This window comes from Chryseobacterium hagamense, assembly GCF_007991455.1.
Lineage (GTDB): Bacteria > Bacteroidota > Bacteroidia > Flavobacteriales > Weeksellaceae > Chryseobacterium > Chryseobacterium hagamense.
On the sequence record NZ_BJYJ01000043.1, the window covers coordinates 1 to 21,572 of the forward strand.

At 44.3% G+C, this 21,572-nt stretch carries 19 protein-coding genes; 7 read left to right on the forward strand and 12 right to left on the reverse strand.

Annotation, left to right across the window (positions count from 1 at the left end; genetic code table 11):
- Positions 1-238: 238 nt before the first annotated feature.
- Positions 239-835, reverse strand: a complete 597-nt coding sequence (locus CHA01nite_RS19110; protein WP_146944374.1) for a DUF1989 domain-containing protein — start codon at positions 833-835, stop codon at positions 239-241.
- On the reverse strand, positions 836-1,525 hold the full coding sequence (gntA, locus tag CHA01nite_RS19115) for a guanitoxin biosynthesis heme-dependent pre-guanitoxin N-hydroxylase GntA (RefSeq protein WP_146944376.1): 690 nt from the start codon (positions 1,523-1,525) through the stop codon (positions 836-838).
- A gap of 209 nt (positions 1,526-1,734) precedes the next feature.
- Here gntA and CHA01nite_RS20620 point away from each other — a divergent pair, with 209 nt between their 5' ends.
- Entirely contained in the window at positions 1,735-1,938 is a 204-nt protein-coding gene (locus CHA01nite_RS20620) for a hypothetical protein (protein WP_170234780.1), read from the forward strand.
- Positions 1,939-2,291: 353 nt separating this feature from the next.
- Here CHA01nite_RS20620 and CHA01nite_RS19120 read toward each other — a convergent pair whose 3' ends face one another.
- Together CHA01nite_RS19120 and CHA01nite_RS19125 are read right to left on the reverse strand one after the other, a co-directional pair.
- The gene (locus CHA01nite_RS19120) at positions 2,292-2,981 is read right to left on the reverse strand and encodes a response regulator transcription factor (RefSeq protein ID WP_146944378.1); all 690 of its coding nucleotides are present in this window, start codon (positions 2,979-2,981) and stop codon (positions 2,292-2,294) included.
- Positions 2,971-4,437 carry a sensor histidine kinase gene (locus CHA01nite_RS19125; RefSeq protein WP_146944380.1) on the reverse strand — a complete coding sequence of 489 codons (1,467 nt, stop codon included), beginning with the start codon at positions 4,435-4,437 and terminating at the stop codon, positions 2,971-2,973. The genes CHA01nite_RS19120 and CHA01nite_RS19125 overlap by 11 nt, the downstream gene beginning before the upstream one ends.
- 130 nt (positions 4,438-4,567) lie before the next feature.
- On the opposite strand from CHA01nite_RS19125, the gene CHA01nite_RS19130 reads away from it, so the two are divergent.
- Positions 4,568-6,940, forward strand: coding sequence for a TonB-dependent receptor domain-containing protein (locus CHA01nite_RS19130; RefSeq protein ID WP_146944382.1), 2,373 nt, complete (start codon positions 4,568-4,570; stop codon positions 6,938-6,940).
- Between the two features lie 560 nt (positions 6,941-7,500).
- Here the strand turns inward: CHA01nite_RS19130 and CHA01nite_RS19135 are convergent.
- Positions 7,501-7,812, reverse strand: a complete 312-nt coding sequence (locus tag CHA01nite_RS19135) for a hypothetical protein (RefSeq protein ID WP_146944384.1) — start codon at positions 7,810-7,812, stop codon at positions 7,501-7,503.
- Between the two features lie 432 nt (positions 7,813-8,244).
- On the opposite strand from CHA01nite_RS19135, the gene CHA01nite_RS19140 reads away from it, so the two are divergent.
- Complete coding sequence (locus CHA01nite_RS19140; protein WP_228458468.1) at positions 8,245-8,514, forward strand: helix-turn-helix domain-containing protein; 270 nt, start codon at positions 8,245-8,247, stop codon at positions 8,512-8,514.
- 352 nt (positions 8,515-8,866) lie between these two features.
- Positions 8,867-9,781, forward strand: coding sequence for an RHS repeat domain-containing protein (locus CHA01nite_RS19145; protein WP_146944386.1), 915 nt, complete (start codon positions 8,867-8,869; stop codon positions 9,779-9,781).
- Between the two features lie 268 nt (positions 9,782-10,049).
- Here CHA01nite_RS19145 and CHA01nite_RS19150 read toward each other — a convergent pair whose 3' ends face one another.
- Positions 10,050-10,427: a hypothetical protein gene (locus tag CHA01nite_RS19150; protein ID WP_146944388.1), complete on the reverse strand. Its 378-nt coding sequence runs from the start codon at positions 10,425-10,427 to the stop codon at positions 10,050-10,052.
- Between the two features lie 530 nt (positions 10,428-10,957).
- Positions 10,958-11,698: a fatty acid desaturase gene (locus tag CHA01nite_RS19155; RefSeq protein WP_146944390.1), complete on the reverse strand. Its 741-nt coding sequence runs from the start codon at positions 11,696-11,698 to the stop codon at positions 10,958-10,960.
- A gap of 315 nt (positions 11,699-12,013) precedes the next feature.
- Between CHA01nite_RS19155 and CHA01nite_RS19160 the strand changes: the two genes are divergently transcribed.
- Complete coding sequence (locus CHA01nite_RS19160; protein ID WP_146944392.1) at positions 12,014-12,634, forward strand: NTP transferase domain-containing protein; 621 nt, start codon at positions 12,014-12,016, stop codon at positions 12,632-12,634.
- Between the two features lie 378 nt (positions 12,635-13,012).
- Here the strand turns inward: CHA01nite_RS19160 and CHA01nite_RS19165 are convergent, their stop codons facing one another.
- The 3 genes from CHA01nite_RS19165 to fdhD all read right to left on the reverse strand — a co-directional run bounded on the left by CHA01nite_RS19165 (position 13,013) and on the right by fdhD (position 16,855).
- Entirely contained in the window at positions 13,013-15,409 is a 2,397-nt protein-coding gene (locus CHA01nite_RS19165) for an FdhF/YdeP family oxidoreductase (protein ID WP_146944394.1), read from the reverse strand.
- 21 nt (positions 15,410-15,430) lie between these two features.
- Complete coding sequence (locus tag CHA01nite_RS19170) at positions 15,431-15,781, reverse strand: DUF7009 family protein (RefSeq protein WP_146944396.1); 351 nt, start codon at positions 15,779-15,781, stop codon at positions 15,431-15,433.
- A gap of 201 nt (positions 15,782-15,982) precedes the next feature.
- On the reverse strand, positions 15,983-16,855 hold the full coding sequence (fdhD, locus tag CHA01nite_RS19175; protein WP_146944398.1) for a formate dehydrogenase accessory sulfurtransferase FdhD: 873 nt from the start codon (positions 16,853-16,855) through the stop codon (positions 15,983-15,985).
- A gap of 554 nt (positions 16,856-17,409) precedes the next feature.
- Here fdhD and CHA01nite_RS19180 point away from each other — a divergent pair.
- On the forward strand, positions 17,410-18,120 hold the full coding sequence (locus CHA01nite_RS19180) for a DUF1826 domain-containing protein (RefSeq protein ID WP_146944400.1): 711 nt from the start codon (positions 17,410-17,412) through the stop codon (positions 18,118-18,120).
- A gap of 392 nt (positions 18,121-18,512) precedes the next feature.
- On the opposite strand, the gene CHA01nite_RS19185 is transcribed toward CHA01nite_RS19180, so the two are convergent.
- Both CHA01nite_RS19185 and CHA01nite_RS19190 read right to left on the reverse strand, forming a co-directional pair.
- Complete coding sequence (locus tag CHA01nite_RS19185; protein ID WP_146944402.1) at positions 18,513-19,829, reverse strand: ATP-binding protein; 1,317 nt, start codon at positions 19,827-19,829, stop codon at positions 18,513-18,515.
- A 16-nt stretch (positions 19,830-19,845) separates the two neighbouring features.
- The gene (locus CHA01nite_RS19190) at positions 19,846-20,445 is read right to left on the reverse strand and encodes a hypothetical protein (RefSeq protein WP_146944404.1); all 600 of its coding nucleotides are present in this window, start codon (positions 20,443-20,445) and stop codon (positions 19,846-19,848) included.
- Between the two features lie 480 nt (positions 20,446-20,925).
- Between CHA01nite_RS19190 and CHA01nite_RS19195 the strand changes: the two genes are divergently transcribed.
- Entirely contained in the window at positions 20,926-21,474 is a 549-nt protein-coding gene (locus CHA01nite_RS19195) for a hypothetical protein (protein WP_146944406.1), read from the forward strand.
- Positions 21,475-21,572 lie beyond the last annotated feature (98 nt).

Sequence of the window (21,572 nt, forward strand, 5' to 3'; positions counted from 1 at the left end):
GCGTTCATTATTAATCCAAAAGTTTTAAAAATATATGCAAATCATGAAATTCTCGCTCTGTGACTTATGTGTTAAAATAGACGTGAGCATCCGTGAAAATCTGAGGGAGATTTGAGCATAAAAATTCAGCTCTACCGTTCCCATAAAAGCTCAGGCAACCGTTGCATTGTAACTTCAAACAAAAACAGCCTCCGTTGAGAGACTGTTTACAGATTTATATTAAAAAAATTAAAGAGTATTATTCTGCAGTTTCATTTTTCAGGATGGAATAACCGATCGGCTTGAAAGAATAATTATTCGACATTTCTGCGGAGCATGCCGTCATACCCACAATCAGGTCCATAGCTGCTTCGATGATAATGTAATCCCCTTCTTTGCTCTTTGGCGGCAGTACGCTGATTTTACCGGTTTCTCCGTCTACGGCTACATTCATGAATACATTAAAGCAGATCGGGATCGAATCGGGATCGATACCGAAAGGTTCCAGTGCTTCACACAGATTCCCGAAACATCCGCGGTGTGGATTTTCATCACCGTAAATAATCCGGAAGGTATCGGCACTGCAGGGGGTCAGCAAAAAATCGTGGCGGCCTACCGTATCTTCAATGATGTTGAACATGATGTTGCTTCTGTTGGAATAAAAAGGATGGCCTTTGGTCAGGAAAATGGTTTCGGCATAATCGATGGTACGTCCCGAAGACAGATACTCCTTGGTATCGTCAAGATTAAAACATGTAAAATCGGAAACCTGTTCGCCTTTGATATCCGTAATTTTCAGCCGTTCGCCTTTTCTCAGCATAAAGGCCGTTCCGCTGCGCGGGAGAATTGTATTCATTTATTTATTATTGTATTTATAGGGGCATTCCCAGTTTTTACCATATCTCATTCCGCTGTACTGATAGACTTCCGAATCATCCCCGAAATCCTGAAGCATCGGGTTAATCGACCCGCTCAAGGCTACATCGCGTTTACGGACGATGTTCTTCATTTTATCGTATCTTTTTAAAGACCGCAGTTCTTCAAACTGGGCATGCGGATTGAAGACAATGGTCGGATACCGGAACCTTCTTGCATCCCTGCTGCTCCCCGGAGAAAGTCCGATTACAAAGAACGCTTCTTCTTTTAAGCTGAAACTGAAATTCGGTGAGGCCGGATTGGAATCCACCCGGCTGTCGTAAGGATATTCCAAGGCATCCAGGTCAGACAATGCCTGAAGCCTCTGCCAGAGCAGATGATCAAAAACCTCTTCTGAGATCCCATGCGTTTCAGGGAAAATGACGCAGGCCGTATGAAAATGATTTTCTGCTTTTCTATATTGGTCGACGAAATCATAAATAAAATCCAGAATTGCCCGGTCATCTTTCGGACAGGCCAGGTGGCCTGCCACAAAAAGCTGCATCTGGTCTTTCGTGAGGGCCGCTTTTGCCGCTACACAGGGAAAAAGCTTATCGTCCACAAACGACTCAAATGCATGTTTTACCTGCAGCGCATCGGCTGTATTTTGTGATTGTTGAAATGGTGTCATGCCCTATATTACACAAAGTACATGCCACCGGACGGTTGAAAACAACAATACTGCCATAACGTGGTATCATAAAAAATATTTGCTCAAGGCAGCGGACTTTATGATAAGTATCCCTATCTCTGCAGGAAAAAAATAATTTTTCGTTTTAAAATAGGGCATCCGAAATGATAAGCGCTTCAGTTCTCCCTAAGTTCATATGAATTGATTTAATGCAAAGATTTATAATCATTTCTCTTATTTCAAGGAAGCAAAGAATGGCGGCACAGCCGCTGACGAAGCGTACAGTTAATGCCTCCGCTTCTTCAAATCAGCTTGCTGATTCCTCTTTGCTCCCTCAGAATCTGCATAAAGAAAAACAAAACTTTGCGTTAAAAGAGCAGGAAAGCCGGTCAGCACCATCAATTTTCAAATAAGTACCGTTTTCCGAACCCTATTTACTTTCGCCGTCGATTACCACTGTGCCGGATGTTACCTGACAGATATCTTTGATGATTGGGTAAACCGGATTTACATCCGATCCTGTGCTAAGACGCCACTTTGGGACTCGTTTGTTTTATCCTATGCAGGAAGAAGAATCACAAGGTAATCCCTCGTTTAAAAGTAAAGCTGCTGACAAGACATATGAACCATCAGTCCGCTTCATAAATCAGCTCGCTGATTCATCTTGGCATTCTTTACTTCGAATGAAGGAAATTAAGCTTTGCGTTAAAAATTCGATTTTCTTAAAAAAACAATCAGATGTAGCGGAATCGTTTTTACCATTTCATCAGCAGATCAGTTTGTATCCTACTCCGCGGATGCTCATCAGTTCGATATCCGGATCATCTTTCAGCATTTTCCGGAGGTGCGACATGAAGACGTCCATGCTGCGGGCATTGTAATAGCTATCGTCGCCCCAGATTTTCAGCAGGGCTGTCTGCCTTGGGAGCAGATCGTTGCGGTGCTCCAACAGAAGTTCGAGGATAGCGGTTTCTTTGTACGAAATTTTATAGTTGGCTTTCGGGGTCGTCAGTTCCTGGCTTACAGTATTCAGTTCACAATTCCCGAAGGTTTTGCGGTTGAAAGAAGGTGCCTGCTGCGGAGGTTTATTTACGAAACGGATAAGCAGGCTTTCCATCCGTACCAGCAGTTCGCCCATCGTGAAAGGCTTTTTCAGGTAATCGTTACCGCCGCTTTTGAAACCATTTACCACATCATTACCCAAAGATTTGGCACTCAGGAAAATAATCGGAACTTCGCTGTTTAATTTACGGATATCCTCTGCTAGCGTGTAACCATCTTTTACCGGCATCATGATATCAAGGACACAGATGTCCGGTTTTGCAGATTGGAACAGTTCTAAAGCTTGTTGTCCGTCGGAAGCAAGGGATACTTCATAGCCGCTGCTCCGAAGCCCGTCGGTAATAATTTCGGCGAGGGTGGCTTCGTCCTCAGCATAGAGTACTTTATATTTCATGGTAAGCGGGTAAATAAATGGTGAAAACAGCGCCCTGTTCCGGTGCGGAAGTGACTTCGATTTTTCCTTTGTGACGGATAATGATTTCCTTTACATAATGAAGGCCGAGTCCGGTTCCTTTCACGGGATGAATATCGGCTTTTTCCGGGATTCTGAAAAACCGTTCAAAAACACGGTCGTGATACATTTTCGCGATTCCCGGTCCGTTGTCCCTGATTTTGATGATGACTTCATCTTCTGTCGGAGTGCAGGTTACATTAATGACTGCTTTGGGACCGCTATACTTAATGGCATTGTCCATTAAATTATAGAAAACATTCGTCAGGTGCACCGGATCACCGTTTACAAAACAAGGTTCATCCGACGGAAAGTAATGAATGGCTACCGAGCCGCTGTTGTCGCGAAGCCTCATCGAAGACACCACACTTTCCAGCCCCTGCTGTACATCATACAGTTCCGGGCGGAGATTGATTTCCCCGTTGTCCAGCTGTTCAAGGTTCAGCACTTTGTCGATCATCGCATTCAGCCGGCTGATCTCATTTTTGCTGATGTTCAGGTAATTGGCCAGCCGTTCCGGGTCTTTGGCGAGCTGATACCGGGTGATTGAGTCCAGGGCCGCTTCGATAACCGCCACCGGTGTTTTCAGCTCGTGGGTCATATTTCCGGTAAAGGCCAGGCGTGCCTTTGTATATAGCCGTTCGCTTCGCATGACTTTAAATAAAAACCAGAAAGCCAGTGCCATAAGCAGGATCATCAGCAGGGATGAAATGAAGTAATACCGCATCCTATATATTATGGTTTTGATAACGGAAGGTACCACCAGCTGATAGGTATGAATGAAAAAATTGAGGTTGTACCCGATATGCGCACTCCGATAACCGGCTCCCTTTGCTTTTCCCCAGTTTTTTACGGACTCCGGTTTTCCTGTCCTGTAATCGTACAGAAGGTAAAAGCTTTCTTCATTAATCTGCTGCCGGCGGCATTCGAGCTTCACAAGACTGTCCATCCGTTTCAGATCTTTTTTGTCTGCTGCCATCACCGATTCCAGGGTTTCGCCGTCGTCGAAAATAGAGATCATTCTGGATTTCCGCGGGCCGGGCGGGCGGTGGTTGGCAATTTTCAGGATCATGCTAATCCGGGTGCTGTCGTTCTTCAGCTCCGTTTCAAAACGGCTGGCGACACCGATCCGGCGCATCTGGGTATAGGCCTGTTTCAATTGGAGCCATTCCGGGGAAAGAAAGAAATTGCGAAAATTGTCGTTGTTTTCATGTCCCTGTGCCACACTCAGGTATTCGCTCATGCGGGCGGCGTTGGCCACGGCCTGGTCGAGATCCCTTTTCACCTGCACCTGCTGGGCACGGAACAACTGGATCAGCCATGCTGCCTGAAGGCCGATGCTGGCAATCATGGCAAAAATAACGAGCGGATAAGCATATCGGTTGGAGAGCCATTTCATTCCGCTAATTTGATGATAATTCCTGAATCGTAAGAAGATACCCTGAAAGATTTAACCTTAATTAACCCAGCTTCGGATTGTTTAACCATGCTTAACCGGCCTTAACATGGAACTGGCGTAGGTTTGCGGTATGAAAAATACGATTTTATTTCTCCTGATCTGTATTTCAGGATTGATGCATTCCCAGACCGTTCTGAAAGGAACCGTAAAAGATGCCGACGGCCGGATGCTGGACGCCGTGACATTAACATTAAAAAAAGACGGGAAACCGGTGAGCTCCGCCTTTTCCGATCTTGGAAATTTCAGCATGACCTTTTCAGAGGCCGGAAGTTATACGCTGACTGCAATACTTTCAGGCTATCAGCCAATAGAAATGGAAGTCACGCTTCCGAAAGAAAACCTGGACCTGATCTTGCAGAAAAGTGAGCATGTGATCCAGGAAGTCACCGTTACCAAAAAAAAACCGCTGATCGAAAGGAAAATCGACCGCGTGAGCTTTAATGTCGAAAACAGCATTATCGCTTCGGGCGGAAGTGTATGGGAAGCCCTGACCAAAGCACCCGGTGTGCAGGTTAACTCTAACAATACAGTTTCTGCCAACCGGAAGAATGTGCGGATCTACCTGGACGGAAAACCGCTGCCGCTTTCCGGCGATGATCTGGCGGCCTATCTTCAGGGGATGCCGTCTGATCAGGTGGCGCAGATCGAAATTTTTTCTAATCCCCCTGCAAGGTTTGATGCGGAAGGCGCTTCCGTTGTTAACATCATCACCAAAAAATCAAAAAAACAGGGCTTCAACCTCAGCCTGAACGGCGGGATTACGCAGGGCCACTACACCGGATTTACCGGGAACACCACTTTCAATTACCGCAAAAACAAATGGAATGTTTTCGGCAATTACGGATTTACCCGCCGTCATACCGTCCAGGATCACAATACTTTTATTAATTACGGAAGCTCATTGTGGGACGGCACCAATCCTTCGGTTTACCATTCGGATACGCACGCCTACCGTGTGGGTGTTGATTACCAGGTTTCCGATAATCAAGTGCTGGGTTTTCTGCTGACCGGAAACAACCGCAAAGGCGGATCCGAAGGCCATACCTTTACCCGGATCACTTCGCCGGCCATGAAACTGGATTCTACCCTGAATACCGATAATTACGCTTCCAGCCTGGGCGATCAGTTTGCCTATAACCTGAATTACAACCTGAAACTCGATTCCGCGAAAAGCAGCCTGAATATCGACCTCGATTATTCGCCTTTCCGGAATGCCAACCGCTCTTTTACCGACAATGTTACCCTGCTTCCCGACGGTAGCGCAACTTCGGCGTTCTTTCATATTTACACGCCCAGCTCACAGGACATCAGCATTGTTTCAGGAAAAGCGGATTATCACTTCAAAGCCGGAAAAGAACTGGATGTGACCTCCGGCATCAAATACAGCAGCACCCGGAGCATCAATATCTTTGATTATTTCAACCGTGACGGATCGGTACTGACAGCGGTAGAAGCCAACCGCAACCATTTTACCTACCGGGAAAATGTAGCTTCCGCTTATACCAGTGTTTCGGGCAGCTTCGGTTCATGGACATTCCAGGGCGGACTGCGCGGCGAATACACCCGGACCAGCGGATTCCAGCAGACCCTGAATCAGCTCAACGAAAGAAATTATTTCAAACTGTTCCCGACTTTATTCCTCCAGTACAAGCTTAACGATAACCATGAGTTCCTACTGAATTATGCCTACCGCATCGAACGTCCGGAATACAACCGGCTGAACCCGGCCAAACGGTTCTCTTCACCGTACAGCGTCTATGTCGGAAACCCGGCTCTTCAGCCCGCTTTTGTCCACAGTATAGAAGCCGGCTATACCTACCGGCAGAACTATAACCTGACCGCCTACTATACTTCCACGCGCGATGTGTTCACCAATATCGATGTGCAGGATAACGAGACGAAACGGTACTACGGAACCCAGGCCAACCTCGGACTGAGCGTGATGGCAGGCCTCCGCTTTTCAGGACAGGTAAAGCCTGCGTCCTGGTGGGATGTGAATATCACCGCAGATGTCTACTGCCAGCGTGAAAAGTCGGATTATTTATCGGGAAGCTATGACAACCATATGATTTCCTTCTCCGGATCGCTGAACCAGTCGTTTACCATTGATAAGGAAAGCGGACTGAAAGCGGAAATCAACGGGATGTACAACAGTGCCGGCATCCAGGGCGTGTACCGCGTGCGTGCGAATTCTTTCGTCGACATCGGCATCAAAATGAACATCCTGAATAACGCCGGCACCCTCCGCCTTGCCGTGACCGATGTTTTCAATAAGAACAACAACCAGGTCAGCATCAATTTCCAGGACCAGCAAAGTTCGTTTTTCTACCAGCGCGAAAGCCGTTTCATAAGCCTCAGCCTGCTCTATCGCCTCGGTAAAAACGTAGCCGCTTCCCGGAACCGCACAACGGCCAGTGAAGAGGAAAGGAAGAGGGCGCAATAGTTCTTTTTCTTAATATGAATAGCTTCGGTAGATAAACAGCCGGGGCTTTTTTATTTAACACATGAGTCACAGAGAAAGAATTTAATGGTTTGCATATATTTTAGAACACATCAGATTAAAAATCTTTGATTTTTAAAAAACTTCTGTGCGCTTGTTTACTGTAAGGCATTCAACTTTTTTAAGCAGCATCAATCTCTTTTGTGACTTTTGACTTCGTCGAACCTTCGGTTTTTGGTTAACCATCAGCACGCCGCGACTGTGGCTTCGAGAGCCTCAGCCACCAACGAGAGCCTCAGCCACCGGGAGTTGTATTCTTTTCAACATAGGGGTATAAAAAATCTTTGATTTTTAAAGGCTTTTGTGCTCTTGTTTATTGTAAGGCATTTAACTTTTTGAAACAGCATTAATATCTTTTGTAGTTAAAATCAAAGTGCTGCATTTTTATATATGAACTTATTAAAAATCTTTGATTTTTAATCTAATGTGTTCTGAAATATGCGGGCTTAGACTGCGCTCAGCCACCAGGAAATCAAATCTGATGTGATTCATGGAAAGTCCCATCACTTCTCATTATCTGACACCATTGCAGCCCTTTCCACGATCAGTTGGGTGGCGTCCAGCATTCTGTTCAGATGGAGGAACGGTGTAACGAGGTCTTCTTCCGGTCCTTTTTGGAAAGTGCCGAGCGAGAAACAGGTAATGTCTGATAGGAAGCCGTCGAATTCCCGGAGGGTGAGTTCACTGAAGGTTTTCCGAAACACCAGGCACGGATTCCGGTATTCTTCTTCCGAAAGCGAACCCAGCATGAAACCCGGCACCGGAACCGGCCCTGCAGGAATCCGGAATTTCCGCTTTTTAGCCTTGGACTGCATCCGGCAGACTGCCCGGACCAGCGACCGGAGTGCGAGGTAAAAATGAAAAACTTCGGAAGGATTTTTTTTCTTAGGACTTTTTCTTTCTCGCTGTAGGCCATCATTTCGGTGAGCAGGTTTTTGGCGGTGGGCAGATCGTAGAACTGAAAGAAGGTTTCCAGAATGCCGAAAGCTGAAAAATGGTGGCTGCCTGACCAGCCACCGGATTCGAAATCGATTTTTTTCTTTTTCATTGTGTTACGGTTTTTGTGTTTTTTTAGGTTCCTGCCTAAACTTTTAATGGTTTCCCGGGCAGATCGCCTGCAGGCAGGAGGCCTTTAAAAGGCCGGGGCTGCTGAGGTTTCCATCATCTGAATAGTTTTTACCTTCAAATTACTGTTTAGTTTTATTCTGCAAATATAATAAAAAAACACAAATCACGGTCGATCGACCGTGATTTTTCAATTATTATATGTTTCTTTTGTTTTTATGACCGATATCAATGATCTTATTTGTTCATACATAACAAAAGAATGGCTGATTCCGTGGCTTAAAGAAAATAAGTCACAGACTTCTTTTGCCAAAGATCATGGCGTAGAAGAAAGTACCATCAGAAAAATTAAAAGTGGCGGAAATTACAGAATCCCTGTTGAAACATTATACAAAATCTGTGAGGCAAGAAAAATAAGTCTTTCCGAATTTTTCAAACTGATCAATGAATAATCCTGACGAAAGTTAGGATTATTTGTTTATCGAAACCTGTAATTTGAAGTTTCATCACTTTAAACCTTATTTTAGATTAATTTCCAAACAAAAACCTCCGCATGCCAATACATTCGGAGGTTATTTTGTCGTTGTTGCAATTTAGGCATTGAAATATTCCTTTACTTTTTCCATCATCTGCTCATCGCTCATCTGCCGGGCGATATCAAGCTATATTTTCAGTTTTTTGAACTGCGAAATTTTCTGCAAGCAATACTTTGTTTTTTGTCTAAAGGTCCTTCGAAAATAAAGAATTTTATTGTACTTTTATTCTCCAAAATCCGTTTAAAACCAATCATCTTTAAGCATTTCAATGACCCCATTTCAAAAAACAATCTGCAGTTCCCTCCTGTTCTATCTGCTGTGCTTATCTATGGCCGGTGCTTTAAAGGGCCAGAATTTAAAAGGCGGGAGTTTAAAAAACGATATGCTGCCGCAGGAGATTACACTGCCTCCGCAGACGGCGAAAATTATCGACAGTGTTTTTGTAATGCAAAGCGGTATTGCACAACTGGAAACGGTTCAGGTGTTTGACCTCAGAAACGGCATCCTGGTTTCAGGAAAACTGGAGTATTTCCAGAAAGGAATTCTGATCCATACGACAATCGACCAATTTAACAAAAACGGCAACCTCATTGAAAGTGCCACCACTTTCCATCTGAAAAATTCGACCCGGACATTCCGGAAAAAACGGGATGAACACGAAAATATGACGCAGCTTACGACCCTGGAGAATGGGAAAGAGCACTTTGCTTATTATAAGAATGTGTACAGAAAGAATCAACTGGCTGAGCAATGGGTCCTGTCACCCTATACAGGCGCCGTAACACATACCTACCTGTATGGATATGACCGTTCCGGAAACCTGAGGGAAAGCCGTAGAAAAGGTGCCGACCCAAATACAAAAACGGTCTTTGAATACAATAAGCAAAATCAGATTACGCTAAAGCAGGATCTTAAAAGCGGTCAGGTAGATGAGAAGATGGTCTATTTTTACGATCAGGGCCGCCTTCAGAAAACCGAATGGTATGAACGGCTGTCTCCAAATCCAATGATTGAAAATTACACCTACAACAAATCCGGACAACTGGTACAGGTGAGATTAGGAAAATCCAATGATAAAACCGAATACAAAGATTTTGACGAATTTGGAAACTGGCAGATCAAAGAACAGTATGATTTTGGTGAGCTCAACAGACTGACCATAAGAAGATTTCTGATCCGCTGATTGATTGAAAGCCTTTTTTAATTTAGCTTTTATTTTTTAACATGAAGGAATTAAGGTATTTCAGCCTGGAAAAATCAATGTATTGGTTTTTTAGCCGTATTCACTTTAACTCATCTTATTAAAGTGAAGAATAAACAAAGTTTATTTTAATTCAGAAAGTTAAGAGAAATAACTGAAAGTTTTCCGAATCTAAACAGGCTCTAAGGTAAAACAATAAAATCTCGGGATGTCCTGATATCCCGAGGTTTTATTTCGCTGTAGCTGAAAATCAGGCGTTAAAGTGTTCCTTTACTTTTTCCAGAACCTGTTCCTCGCTCATCTGCTGGGCAGTATCCAGCTGGATTTTCAGGTTTTTGAACTGTGGGGTATCCTCCAGGTAATGCTTGAATTCTTCCTGTACGGTTCCCGGGCCCATAATACATACTTCCTGGGAGTTGATCAGCAGGTGCTCGATTTCCTTAAAGTATTTTACACGGTTGGTCTGTTCGGCGTTGTTGCCGGCGTTTTCGCTGGAATTTCCGTGCTGGATCTCGGCTTTCACCGGACTGCATAAGAAAAATTTAAACGCATTCTGAGCATCATGATTTTTAACAACGATGGCCTTTTCCGTATCCATCCAGATCCCGGCTAATTTTTTTTCTGACATATTAAAATATTTTAGTGATGGTTCAGTATATTACAAGAATGGTGCAAACTTTGGTTAAAAGCTGTTAAAATGTGGGATCTCCGGATGACTGTGCTTTGATTTCCTATAGATTGCACAGATTCCCACGGATGAAAGCGCTTTATTTTAACACATAAGTCACATTCCCTTTAATTTCCTGGTGGCTGAGCAAAGTCGAAGCCCGCATATTTTAGAGCACATGAGACTAAAAATCCAAGATTTTTAAAACTTGGTGGTAAAAAATCTCCCGCAGATTGCACATATTTCACGGATCATGGCGCATGAATTACGGCTGTAAAACTTCAATGCTTCATTTGTCATTGAATGGACAAATGTCTTCGTTTGCAGGGGTTTTCTTACACCACCCCGTCAAAAATTCTTTGAATTTTTGCCACCCCTCCATGGGAGGGGAATTTTTATTGGCGTGAATTATTGTAATTGGATCGGTAGGCTGATTTCCCGATTTGACCTGTAAAGCTGTTCAGATTTGAAAGATGATCCGGAAGCGGATATCAATCGAGCTGGGCGGTGTTTTTAATTTTGATGATCCGCAGCATCTGGAGTACCCGCATGGTCTGGAATCCCATGTCCCACTCAAACCATCGTGAAGCGTTGTTCGGCTTCTGAGGATGTTTGTGGTGGTTGTTGTGGTACGCTTCTCCCCAGAAGAGAAAATCGACCGGCAGGATGTTTTTGGAGGTGTTGGTCATGCTGTAGTTTTCGTACCCGAATTTGTGGGCCCACCAGTTGACGGCCATTCCCTGCAACGATCCCATGATCACCGTTGCCGGCAGAAAGAGCCATTGCCACCACGCCGTTGCCAGCAGGGCATAAATGGCGATGTAAATGCCGATCCAGACAATCCGTGTGATGTAGTTGTGGGCAAAATGATCAAAGCTTTCCCAGTCCGGAAGGTTTTTTTTGTACTTTTCGGGCGCATCGGTTTTGCCGATGTAGAGGTGGAAATAGTTGGTCCGCGTCGTCCACATCATCAGAAAAGGATTCGGGTCGTTGTGCGGTGAATGGGGATCTTCCGGTTTATCGGTATTCGCATGGTGCAGGCGGTGCATCAGGCCATAGGTATAAGCACTGATGTACGATGAACCCTGTGTAATGAAACACCCCAGGTAAAACATTCGTTCCCAGAATTTCGACATGGTAAACAGGTTGTGCGCTGCATACCGGTGATGAAACACCGACTGGAAAAAAAGCGACGCATACCAATGTATGATGATGAAAATGAATAATGCCATAAATAATGATTATAAAATTGAACAGTTGGTTTTTGAGGCAGTGCTAAAGAAAAATTCTGAAAAAAGAGGTCTTACTGCCTGATATTATATACGAAAGATTTGTTGGTGAGGTTTTCCGGCATCAGCGCTGATCGGTGGATCTGTCTTTAACCGGCTTGGGATCAATATTTATAAATCAAAATAAATTAGTACATTTAATTTTCTTCTTCGCGGACAGCATTATTGTGAAAAGGTAAACAAATCCTTAATCCGGAAAGATACAACAATAATGGCAGATGATGTGCATGATAAGAAAGTAATTTAAAATCCGGTACAATGAATTCTTCTACACCTCCCTCCTTTCCCTTCATCAACGGCCTTGTGCTGGCCGGCGGCAAAAGCTCCCGGATGGGAACCGCCAAACAAGAAATCTGCTGGCATGAAAAGGAACAGCAGTATGCCATGGCCGAACTGCTGGCCAAATTTTGCGATAGCGTGTTTATTTCCTGCCGATCTGAGCAGCTGGAAAATATTGATTTAAATTATCAGGTTCTTGCTGATGTATCTGCAGAAATGGGTCCGGTTGGCGGTATTTTGTCAGCGTTTTACCACCGGAAAGATACCGCTTGGCTGGTGGTGGCCTGCGATATGCCGCTGTTCGATGAATGCGCTCTGGAATATCTGGTCCGTGCCCGGGATCCTGAAAAGACGGCCACGGCTTACGAAAGTCCGATAGATGGAGGACCTGAACCGCTGGCTGCCCTCTGGGAACCCCAAAGTTTTCCGCTCCTGCTGGATTTCCTGGAAACCGGAAGCCGTTCGCCGCGGAAGTTTATGATGAACAGCGATCTCCTCCTGCTGAAGCCTGAAGATCCGCAGGTGTTGCGAAATGTGAATACGCCGGAAGAGGCGGCGGAAGTTCGGCGGCTGATAGAGGGTCATCAACGAATCCGGTAATGTCGCGCGCAGATGTGCGGATGATGCTGATTTTTTTTAATGCAAAGTTTTTATTTTATCGGCCGATGGGATAAAGGAGCAAAGACGGATCAGCAGGCTGATTTGATAAAGAGTATGTTTTATTTATCAGGTATATAAATTGCTTTTAAAAATTCAATGCACGGAAATGATCCGTGCATTGAAATATTATTTGACGTGAATTTGAACTTATTTAATTCGTTTTCAATAGTTTAAATAAATAGGAATGATTAAAAATTTTTCATGATATAAAAAAATCATTTTAAATATTTAAAAACTTTCATAAGTATCTTAACTGAGGTCTTCCAGCATTCCTATTCCAGCCTGTTAATAGAGTTTCTATTTCGAGTTTACATTATTTTATTGCTGAGCCGTTCCTGTAGCGGCGGCGATGTGCTCACCGATCTTCTGATAGATCTCAGGATCATGCTTTTTGATCTTGATGCGGACGTATTTGGAGGCAGGCATATTGGCGCCGTCCACGACATTATTGATGGAGACCAGAACATTGGTTTCCGGAAAGTAGGTCATCGTGCTTTTCTGCGGGATGGCATATTTCACAACAATGAACAGCGGGGCAATACGTTCGATTCCGTCGTCGTAATTAAACAGGTCTACCTTCTCCCCTTCTTTCAGTCCGGCTTTTTCGATGTCTTTTTCATTCATCATGACGATTCGCCTTTCATTGAAGATTCCCCGGTAGCGGTCGTCCAGTCCGTAAACCACGGTATTGAACTGGTCGTGGGTACGGGTGGTGGCCATCAGGTACTCGTCATCTGCCAAAGAATTGTCGGGAACCGGAGTGATGTTGAATGCCGCTTTTCCGGGAACATGTTCACTGCTGAACTTTCCGTCGCGGGGATTATTTGGAAGATAGAAGCCTCCTTTCTGTACCACTCTTTCATTATAATTCTCAAATCCCGGAATACATTGGGAAACGTCGTCACGGATGGCATCATAGCTGTTCATAAACCGGTCCCAGTCGATAACCGAACGGTCGCCCAGCACGGCTTTTGCCATCCTGCAGGCTACATGGATTTCGTTGATCAGGTTTTCCGATATAGGTTCCAGAACTCCTCTCGACCATTCCACCACCCCCATGGAGTTTTCGGTGCTGATGTGCTGCAGTTCCCCGTTAACGATGTCTTTTTCGCTCCGGGAAATCACCGGCAGGATCAGGGCTTCTTTTCCATGGATCAGATGGCCGCGGTTGAGCTTGGTGGATACCATTACAGACATTTCCAGCTTGCGCATCGCATCTGCCGTGTAGGTTGTATCGGGTGCTGCAGACAAAAGGTTACCGCCCATGCAGAACATGAATTTCACTTTCCCGTCATGCATGGCTTTAATAGCTTTCACGACATCGTATCCGCCTTCTCTCGGTGGTTTGAAGCCGTAAAATTTTTCCAGCGCATCCAATTGTTCGTCGGTAGGCTTATGGTTGACCAACAGCGTCCGGTTGCCCTGTACATTGCTGTGCCCGCGGACCGGGCAGACGCCGCCGCCCCTGATGCCGATGCTTCCTTTCATCAGCAAGAGGTTCACAATATTGTAGATCATATCGACGCCATTATGCTGCTGTGTAATGCCCATGCCCCAGCAGATGATGATCTTTTTGTTAGTGGCAATCATCTGTGCGGCTTCTCTCAGTTTTTCACCCGGAACTCCGCATTCTTCAGCCAGGAATCCGAGGTCATAGCGTTTCAGTTCTTCCGTCAGAGCCTCAAAGCCTGCCGTTTTTTCGGTGATGAAAGGATGATCGATGATTTTCCCGGGATTTTTTTCTTCCTCTTCCAGAAGCAATAACTGCAAAGCTTTTAATAAGGCCATATCGCCGTTGATTTTCACCGGCAGGTAAAGATCAGACAGTTCAAAAGGCTTGGTGATGAGTGCCAAAGGCTTCTGAGGATCCCTGAATCCCATAAGTCCGGCTTCCGGAAGCGGATTGATGGCCATGATCTTAGCCCCGTTTTTCTTTCCTTTAGTTAGTGCGGAAAGCATTCTCGGCGAATTGGTACCCGGGTTCTGGCCCATAATGATAATGAGATCGGACTCATAAAAGTCTTCCAGCTTTACCGAACCTTTCCCAAAGCCGATGCACCGGGTCAAGGCATACCCTGAGGTTTCATGGCACATATTGGAACAGTCCGGAAAGTTATTGGTTCCAAACTCCCTGCCGAAGAGCTGATATACCCATGTCGCTTCATTGCTGGTTCTCCCCGATGTGTAAAACATGGCTTCATCCGGAGAATCCAGGCCGTTGAGCTTTTCAGCGATTTTGGCGAAGGCATTGTCCCAGCTGATGGGCTGATAATGTGTTCCGCCTTCCGGAAGATACACCGGTTCGCAAATCCTTCCCAGCTGGCTGATCTGGTAGTCGGTCATTTTCGACAGGTCATACACCGAATTTTCCCTGAAGAAATCCGCGCCGATCTTTTTGGAAGTCGCTTCTTCAGCCAGGGCTTTGGCTCCGCTCTCGCAATATTCCGCGATCGGTGACCGGTCGTGATCGGGATCCGGCCAGGCACAGCTGGGACAGTCGAAACCATCAAACTGGTTCATGCTGAAGAGTGCCCTTCCGCCACGCAACGTAGACGCGTCCCGCACAAGCTGCTGTATCGAATGCATGACGGCCGGTGCTCCGGCTGCCCAGTTTTCAGGCGCCTCAAGTTTCAGTTCTCCCAGGCGGTAAGGCGGCTGGGCAGCAGGTGAATGGCCGGAATATTCATTCTTTTTATTTAAATTCTCGTTTTCCATATTGTTGTGATTAGAAGTGGATCAGCATTTGGCATTCGGATTCGGGTAATTGTCGCTCTGGTCTTCCAGGGTATTGTCCAGGCAGACAAAATCCTTTTCCACCAGTATTTTCAATTTTCCGGCCTGCCCGTCGAAACCGATCCGGTCGGTGGAAGTCCATTCCTCTACCATACCGGCCGGCATTTTAAGGACCATCCTGCTGCCATCAAATGCGGCTGAAATCTCAGGGTCTTCCGTTCTTTCGAGGGCGTAAATGAAAGTCTGGCCGGGAAATTCGGTGTGGCCGGAGATCATTCCGTTCGAACCGAGTTCCGCTACTTCGGATTGGGTAAGGCGGAAACGGATGCTGTTATCTTTTATTCTTATTTTCATTATATTTTATATTTTTCTCTGCTATAATTTTTTAACGCAAAGTTTACCTTATCATCCTTTATATCTTAAGAGAGCAAAGAGGTGATCAGCAAGCTGATCTGATGAAGCAAAGGTTTTCATCCTTATTGTTCTCATTATTCTCCTGTCTATTTTCCAAATGCAGAATGTTTATTTTTACAATTAAACTTTTATCATCTGATATTATTCAATTATAATTTTAACATGACTGCTTTCACTGTATATATTGAACCGGTTGTCCCGGAGGAATCCCAGTAAGGTCATATCAAATTCTTTAGCCAGATCTACTGCCAGGCTCGACGGAGCCCCGATGGCCGCCACGATTGAAATTCCTGCCATCGCCGCTTTCTGGATCAGCTCGAAACTGGCCCGGCCGCTCAGCACTAAAATATGTTCCTGCAGCGGTAACTGTCCGGTAAGAAAAGCATTGCCGATCAGTTTATCCAAGGCGTTGTGCCGTCCCACGTCTTCCCGCAAAGCCAGCAGGTTTCCCTCATGATCAAAAAGTCCGGAAGCATGGATGCCACCGGTTGCACTGAAATTGTTCTGAAAAGTCCTCAGCTTTTCCGCCAACGGATAGATGGTTTCCAAAGCAACTTTTTGCTGCTTTTTCTCTAAATTCTGAAAAGTACTGACGGTTTTAATGGATTCGATGGAACCTTTCCCACAGACGCCGCAGCTGGACGTGGTATAGAAATTACGGTCGGCGCTCATTAATTCCGGAACAAATCCCTCGGAAAGCTCAACGGTGATGACATTACCGCTATTTACGGAACAGGCTGCCTGCAGATGATTTACTTTCCTGATCTGGTCCCGACCGGAAATAATACCTTCCGTAAACAGAAAACCCACCGCAAGTTCTGCATCGTTCCCCGGCGTGCGCATGGTTACGGAAATAGTGCGGGACTGTTTCTGACCGTCTGAGCCGTACGAAATTCTGATCCCCAGCGGTTCTTCTACCGAAACCTCATCGGTACAGGTAAAACTCTGGCGGCCGTTTATCCTGGTTATTTCTATTTTCTGTACGGACTGGTGTTCGAGGATGCCGGTTTTCATACTTTAAGAATTTTGGAACTCTTGCTTATGCGTTCTGTTTTGTTTGATTTGTCAATGCTGTTCAGCCAGTTCAGGTAAAGATTAATGCCTCTTCAATGAGCGGGAATTTTAAGCTATTGCTTTAAATCTTCCATCTCTTCTGGTCTAAACAGACTATATCCATCAATCTTAATACCACAGAAGTAAATATACGATTTTTATGACTGAAATCATAGGCCGATCAATTATATGGCGGCGTTGATCTTTGATTAGGGCTTTTTGATGCGTATGCCTTGGCCAATACGTTTTAATCGGACTGCATCTAATTCTGAATTAAGCTGCCCCGTTTGGGACTGATGTTGTACGGTCTAATTGCTGATGTAACGGTATTCTGTATTCAGGGTTTTGGATTAAATCCATATTCTTTAATCGGACTATACCCGATTCTGAATTAAGTCGCCCCGTTGGGGCTTGAGAATTATATTTTTGAATCTATAAGTCATATAAAGATTTCTCTATTAATTAAAGGTAAACAACACACGGTCTTTTATTATCTTTGTGAATAATTTCAAATCATGACCTTTCGTACTGATCCTTTATTTCCCGGTAATCCGCAGGTGGGCGTGGTTTCCGGTTTTTCCGAGCTTGTTGAGACGGAATTCCAGGGAATGGTGAATGCCTTGTGCTGGCCGAGGAATTTAAAAGGAAATTTTGAGGAGATTATCTCTAAGATTCAATTAAGAGAAAATATTACGGAAATTTCGGCCGATGATCTCCTGGCCCTGGAGCTGTCGGATGACGGGAATGCGGCCAGGGAGACTATTTTGAATGACCTGCAGCAATTAACGGACTGGGGTGCTTTGCCCTCCCTTAATCTGTTAAAATGCTATGAGCGGGACGAAGAACTGGATTTTTTTTCTACGGATGTCTATTCGTATCATGTGGACCGTTCGCCCATCGGAACGGATACTTTTCTATGTACCTATTACGGGGCAGCAAGTGATATCATTCCCAACGATCTGGTGACACAGAAAATTTTGATTCCGGAAATCCGCAAAAAACTGAAGGAACTTCATGACGGTCCGGAAACGGAATTTGAAGAATTTTTAAAAGACTTTTTTTTCGATCTTCATTATCAGCCGAATGCCGGATCACAGCCTACCAACCTTGGAAACGGCCATCTCTGGCGGCTGGCGGTAGACCATCCTGATCAGAAAGTTTTGCCGTGTGTCCACAGGGCCCCAATCGAAAACGAAGGAGAATACAGGCTATTGCTGATCTGCTGAAAACCCTGCTGTCTTATGGCCGATTGAAAAGTTTCGACTGAAATATTTTGATACAAGTCAATTAACCAAACCTCACATTTAAATTTTTTTATAATAAAAAAACGGCATCCGGTGATGCCGTTCAGATTTAGCAGGATTAATAATCCGTTGTCTTCATTTAACGTGAATCCGGACCTATCTAATTTACATCAAACTGGTTATCATTTAGGTAATATGAAAATAAAATTCCTGAACAAGTATTTTAAAAAAAGACCTCTCACTGATAAAATGAAAAATATTTACTTTGATAATCAACACCTTATCATATTTTAACAAGAAAAAATTCCGGCATCCGGCATCCCTCTTCCAGCCATTTAATATAAATTCTACTTCGAGTTCAGGTTAATTCATTCTTAAGTAAAGATCTTATCTTCTTTTACATATTCTTTTCTGATGCTTTCAAGCAGCATATCGATGTCTACTTTATAATCCGGCTTTTCAGACGAAATGGCTTTTAAACTGACATCCTGTATCACATTCATGATGTTGGAGCCGGTAAGTTCGTATCTTCTGGAAATGTGCTCGAGATTAATCTCTTCAAGCTGCAGCTGCCGCGGTAAATTCTGCTGCCAGATGCGCAGGCGTTCTTCATGCTTGGGATTGCTGAATTTGATACAGCTGTGAAAACGCCTGGTAAAGGCCTGATCCATATTGTTTTTAAAGTTAGATGCCAGAATAATCAGTCCTGAAAACGTTTCGATCCGCTGCAGCAGGTAAGAGACTTCCTGATTGGCGTATTTATCGTGGGCATCCCGTACATTGGTCCGTTTCCCGAAGATCGCATCCGCTTCGTCAAAAAAGAGGATCCAGTTTTTATTTTCGGCTTTTTCGAATAGTTTGGACAGCTGTTTTTCCGTTTCACCGATATACTTGGAAACCAGCATCGAAACATCGACCCTGAACACCGGACGTCCGGTATATTTCCCCAAAAGGCTGGCGGCAAGGGTTTTTCCGGTTCCGGGATCCCCGTAAAACAGGACACGGAAGCCGGGTTTCAGCTTTTTCTGCATGTCCCAGTCTTCCATCAGGATCCGGCTGCTGGTGTACCAGGATTCGATGCTTTGAAGTTCGTCCAGGGTATCCTGAGGCAGAATAAGATCATTCCAGGACCGGCGGGTATGCAGCTGTTCAGCCGGAAAGTCACCGCTCAGTTTCGGCAGGAGTTCCCGTCCCAGAATCATGGTGTTGAAAAATTCCTGATGCACGCTGATGACACTGTTGGCAGGAAGGTGTTCGTGGCCTGAGCCTGAAAAAACAACCACCTCCCGTTTTATCAATGTGGAATCCGGACTGAAATAATCCAGGGCATTTAACCGTTCCGGGATCCTGTTGCCTCCCAAAATATACTGGACGGCCTGGACGGTCGGATAAAAAAGCCGTCCGTTATCATTGAGAGCGCAGAAATCGAACAGCATATCCTCCGAATGTTCCAGGTAAATGCGCTTGAGCAAAGCCGGATCAAGCATTGGCAACAAAGCCATGAGCAGAAAGATGACTTCCTGATGGGTGAGCCCGGCCGATAAGATGTAGTTTCCCAGCTGAAAGCCTTTGTGATCACTGATGTTAAACTTCGGTGCTCCTGTGTTAAAATCTTCCGAAGGATTTTTTATCCTCCACAGTACCACTTCTTGCAGATGGGTAAATAGTTTTTGTAATTGTTCTGAGGCCATGGTTTTAACTTGTATTTTATGTAATTTGGTACAGCAGTGAATCGATCATCTTTTCTCCATCCGGCAACGCACGATGAAGCACCTGCAATACTTCAGGATTTTCTTCATTGCGCAGTGCTTCCTGCAGTTTAGCTGAACCATTTTTAGTAAAGGTATTGACCAGATTCTTAATAACGCCTGACTTCTGATAGTTTGAATAATAATAATCGAATAAAAAATCGATATACTGTTTTATCCCTAATCGCATTCCTGCTTCCTGCAAATAATTAATGGAGCGTCTCCGACTTTTGGTCATAATTCCTGCACTTTTTGCAATGTAAAATGCTACAAAAACAGCCTTCGTCAATACAGGATTTTCATAGATGTCAGACCATTTAAACAGGATGTTTGAGCCGGTTAAAAAACCATTTTTATCCACTTTATCGTAAAAGGTTTTTTCGATGGCAAGTTTGGTCTGCTCTTTATCCAGAAAATAGCCGGCACTTATTTTCTTCCCTTTTTTATAAACGGGTTCGCCTTTTACGATTCCGTTGAGAATGGTCATATCCGTCGCCATTACTTCAAGAGGAGTAAGCATCGTAAGATGTTGATTTAATTCAAATATTTTTAGTTGCATTGTTCTTTTTTAAAAATAATTACATTTGATTCTTATATTTCTAATACTCCATATGTTTTCCATAATACTCTATTCTTAACTTATTGTGTTAGGTAAGCACACTTCCCTGCTTTAGTCGGCTGATACATCAGGCTTAAAGCCGATCTGTTTTCGTAAAAGTTTTTTACCGGCTTTCTGCTGTAGCTGCAGAAGTTTACCGCTTCACAATCAGATGATTCTCCCGTTACTTTCAGCATTCAAAAGTCCTGTTTTTTCCTTTCTTACCAAAGCTTTCGGCCTGCTGCATTCCGTAGTTGCAGCAGCTTGTGGAAACGGATACGATGCATAGATTGATTTTGCCGGATTGAATATGAATCTGACTTTATACCTACGACAGAGCATGAATCATTAGGATGAGGGGTTATGATTTCCGTAATCACTGAACTTTCACCGGTTTAGTTTTTACTCCGGAATAATTTATTTAACATTATCAAAAATTCCATGAAACACTCAAAATTAATTTTAACTTCAGCCATTATACTTTTCTCAGGAGCAACCATCAGCGCACAGAAAAAGAAACCGGCAGCGGCCGGCTCCGGACCCCTAGAAATGCCAGCTGACACTAAAACCATCGTTATTCCCGACGAGGAAAAGTTTCGTAAGATGATCGATCAGATCACTGAAGCCGTTGCTTTAAAGTTTGATGATAATTATAAGAACGGAGATGTATTTCTTACCCTGGGCGGCAAGCGCCGGCTGATGTATAAAGCCAAATGCAACGACAACAATGTCGACCGTATACTGAATGCCCGGGTTTACCACTGTAAGGTATACAGCCTGGACGGTAAAACCCTTCTCTTCACCTACGAAACCGAAACGGCTGCTACCAGCCTGATCAAAATCCTATACAACAGTCCGGAGAAAAAATCCTTCATTCTGGATTTCTCTAAAATTTACGGCAGCACCGAATATACAATCGGTAAGTCGGAAATCTTTGAAAAATTCCCGATTTTCGACTATTATTCATCGTTTAATAAGCCGCAAAAATAGAGGTTTCAGAAAGATTGATGATTTTTGATTTTAATGTCGGCAAACCGGTCTTTGATATGTTCCCAAAGCAGGGTGGCAGGGTCTTTAGGGATAATCCG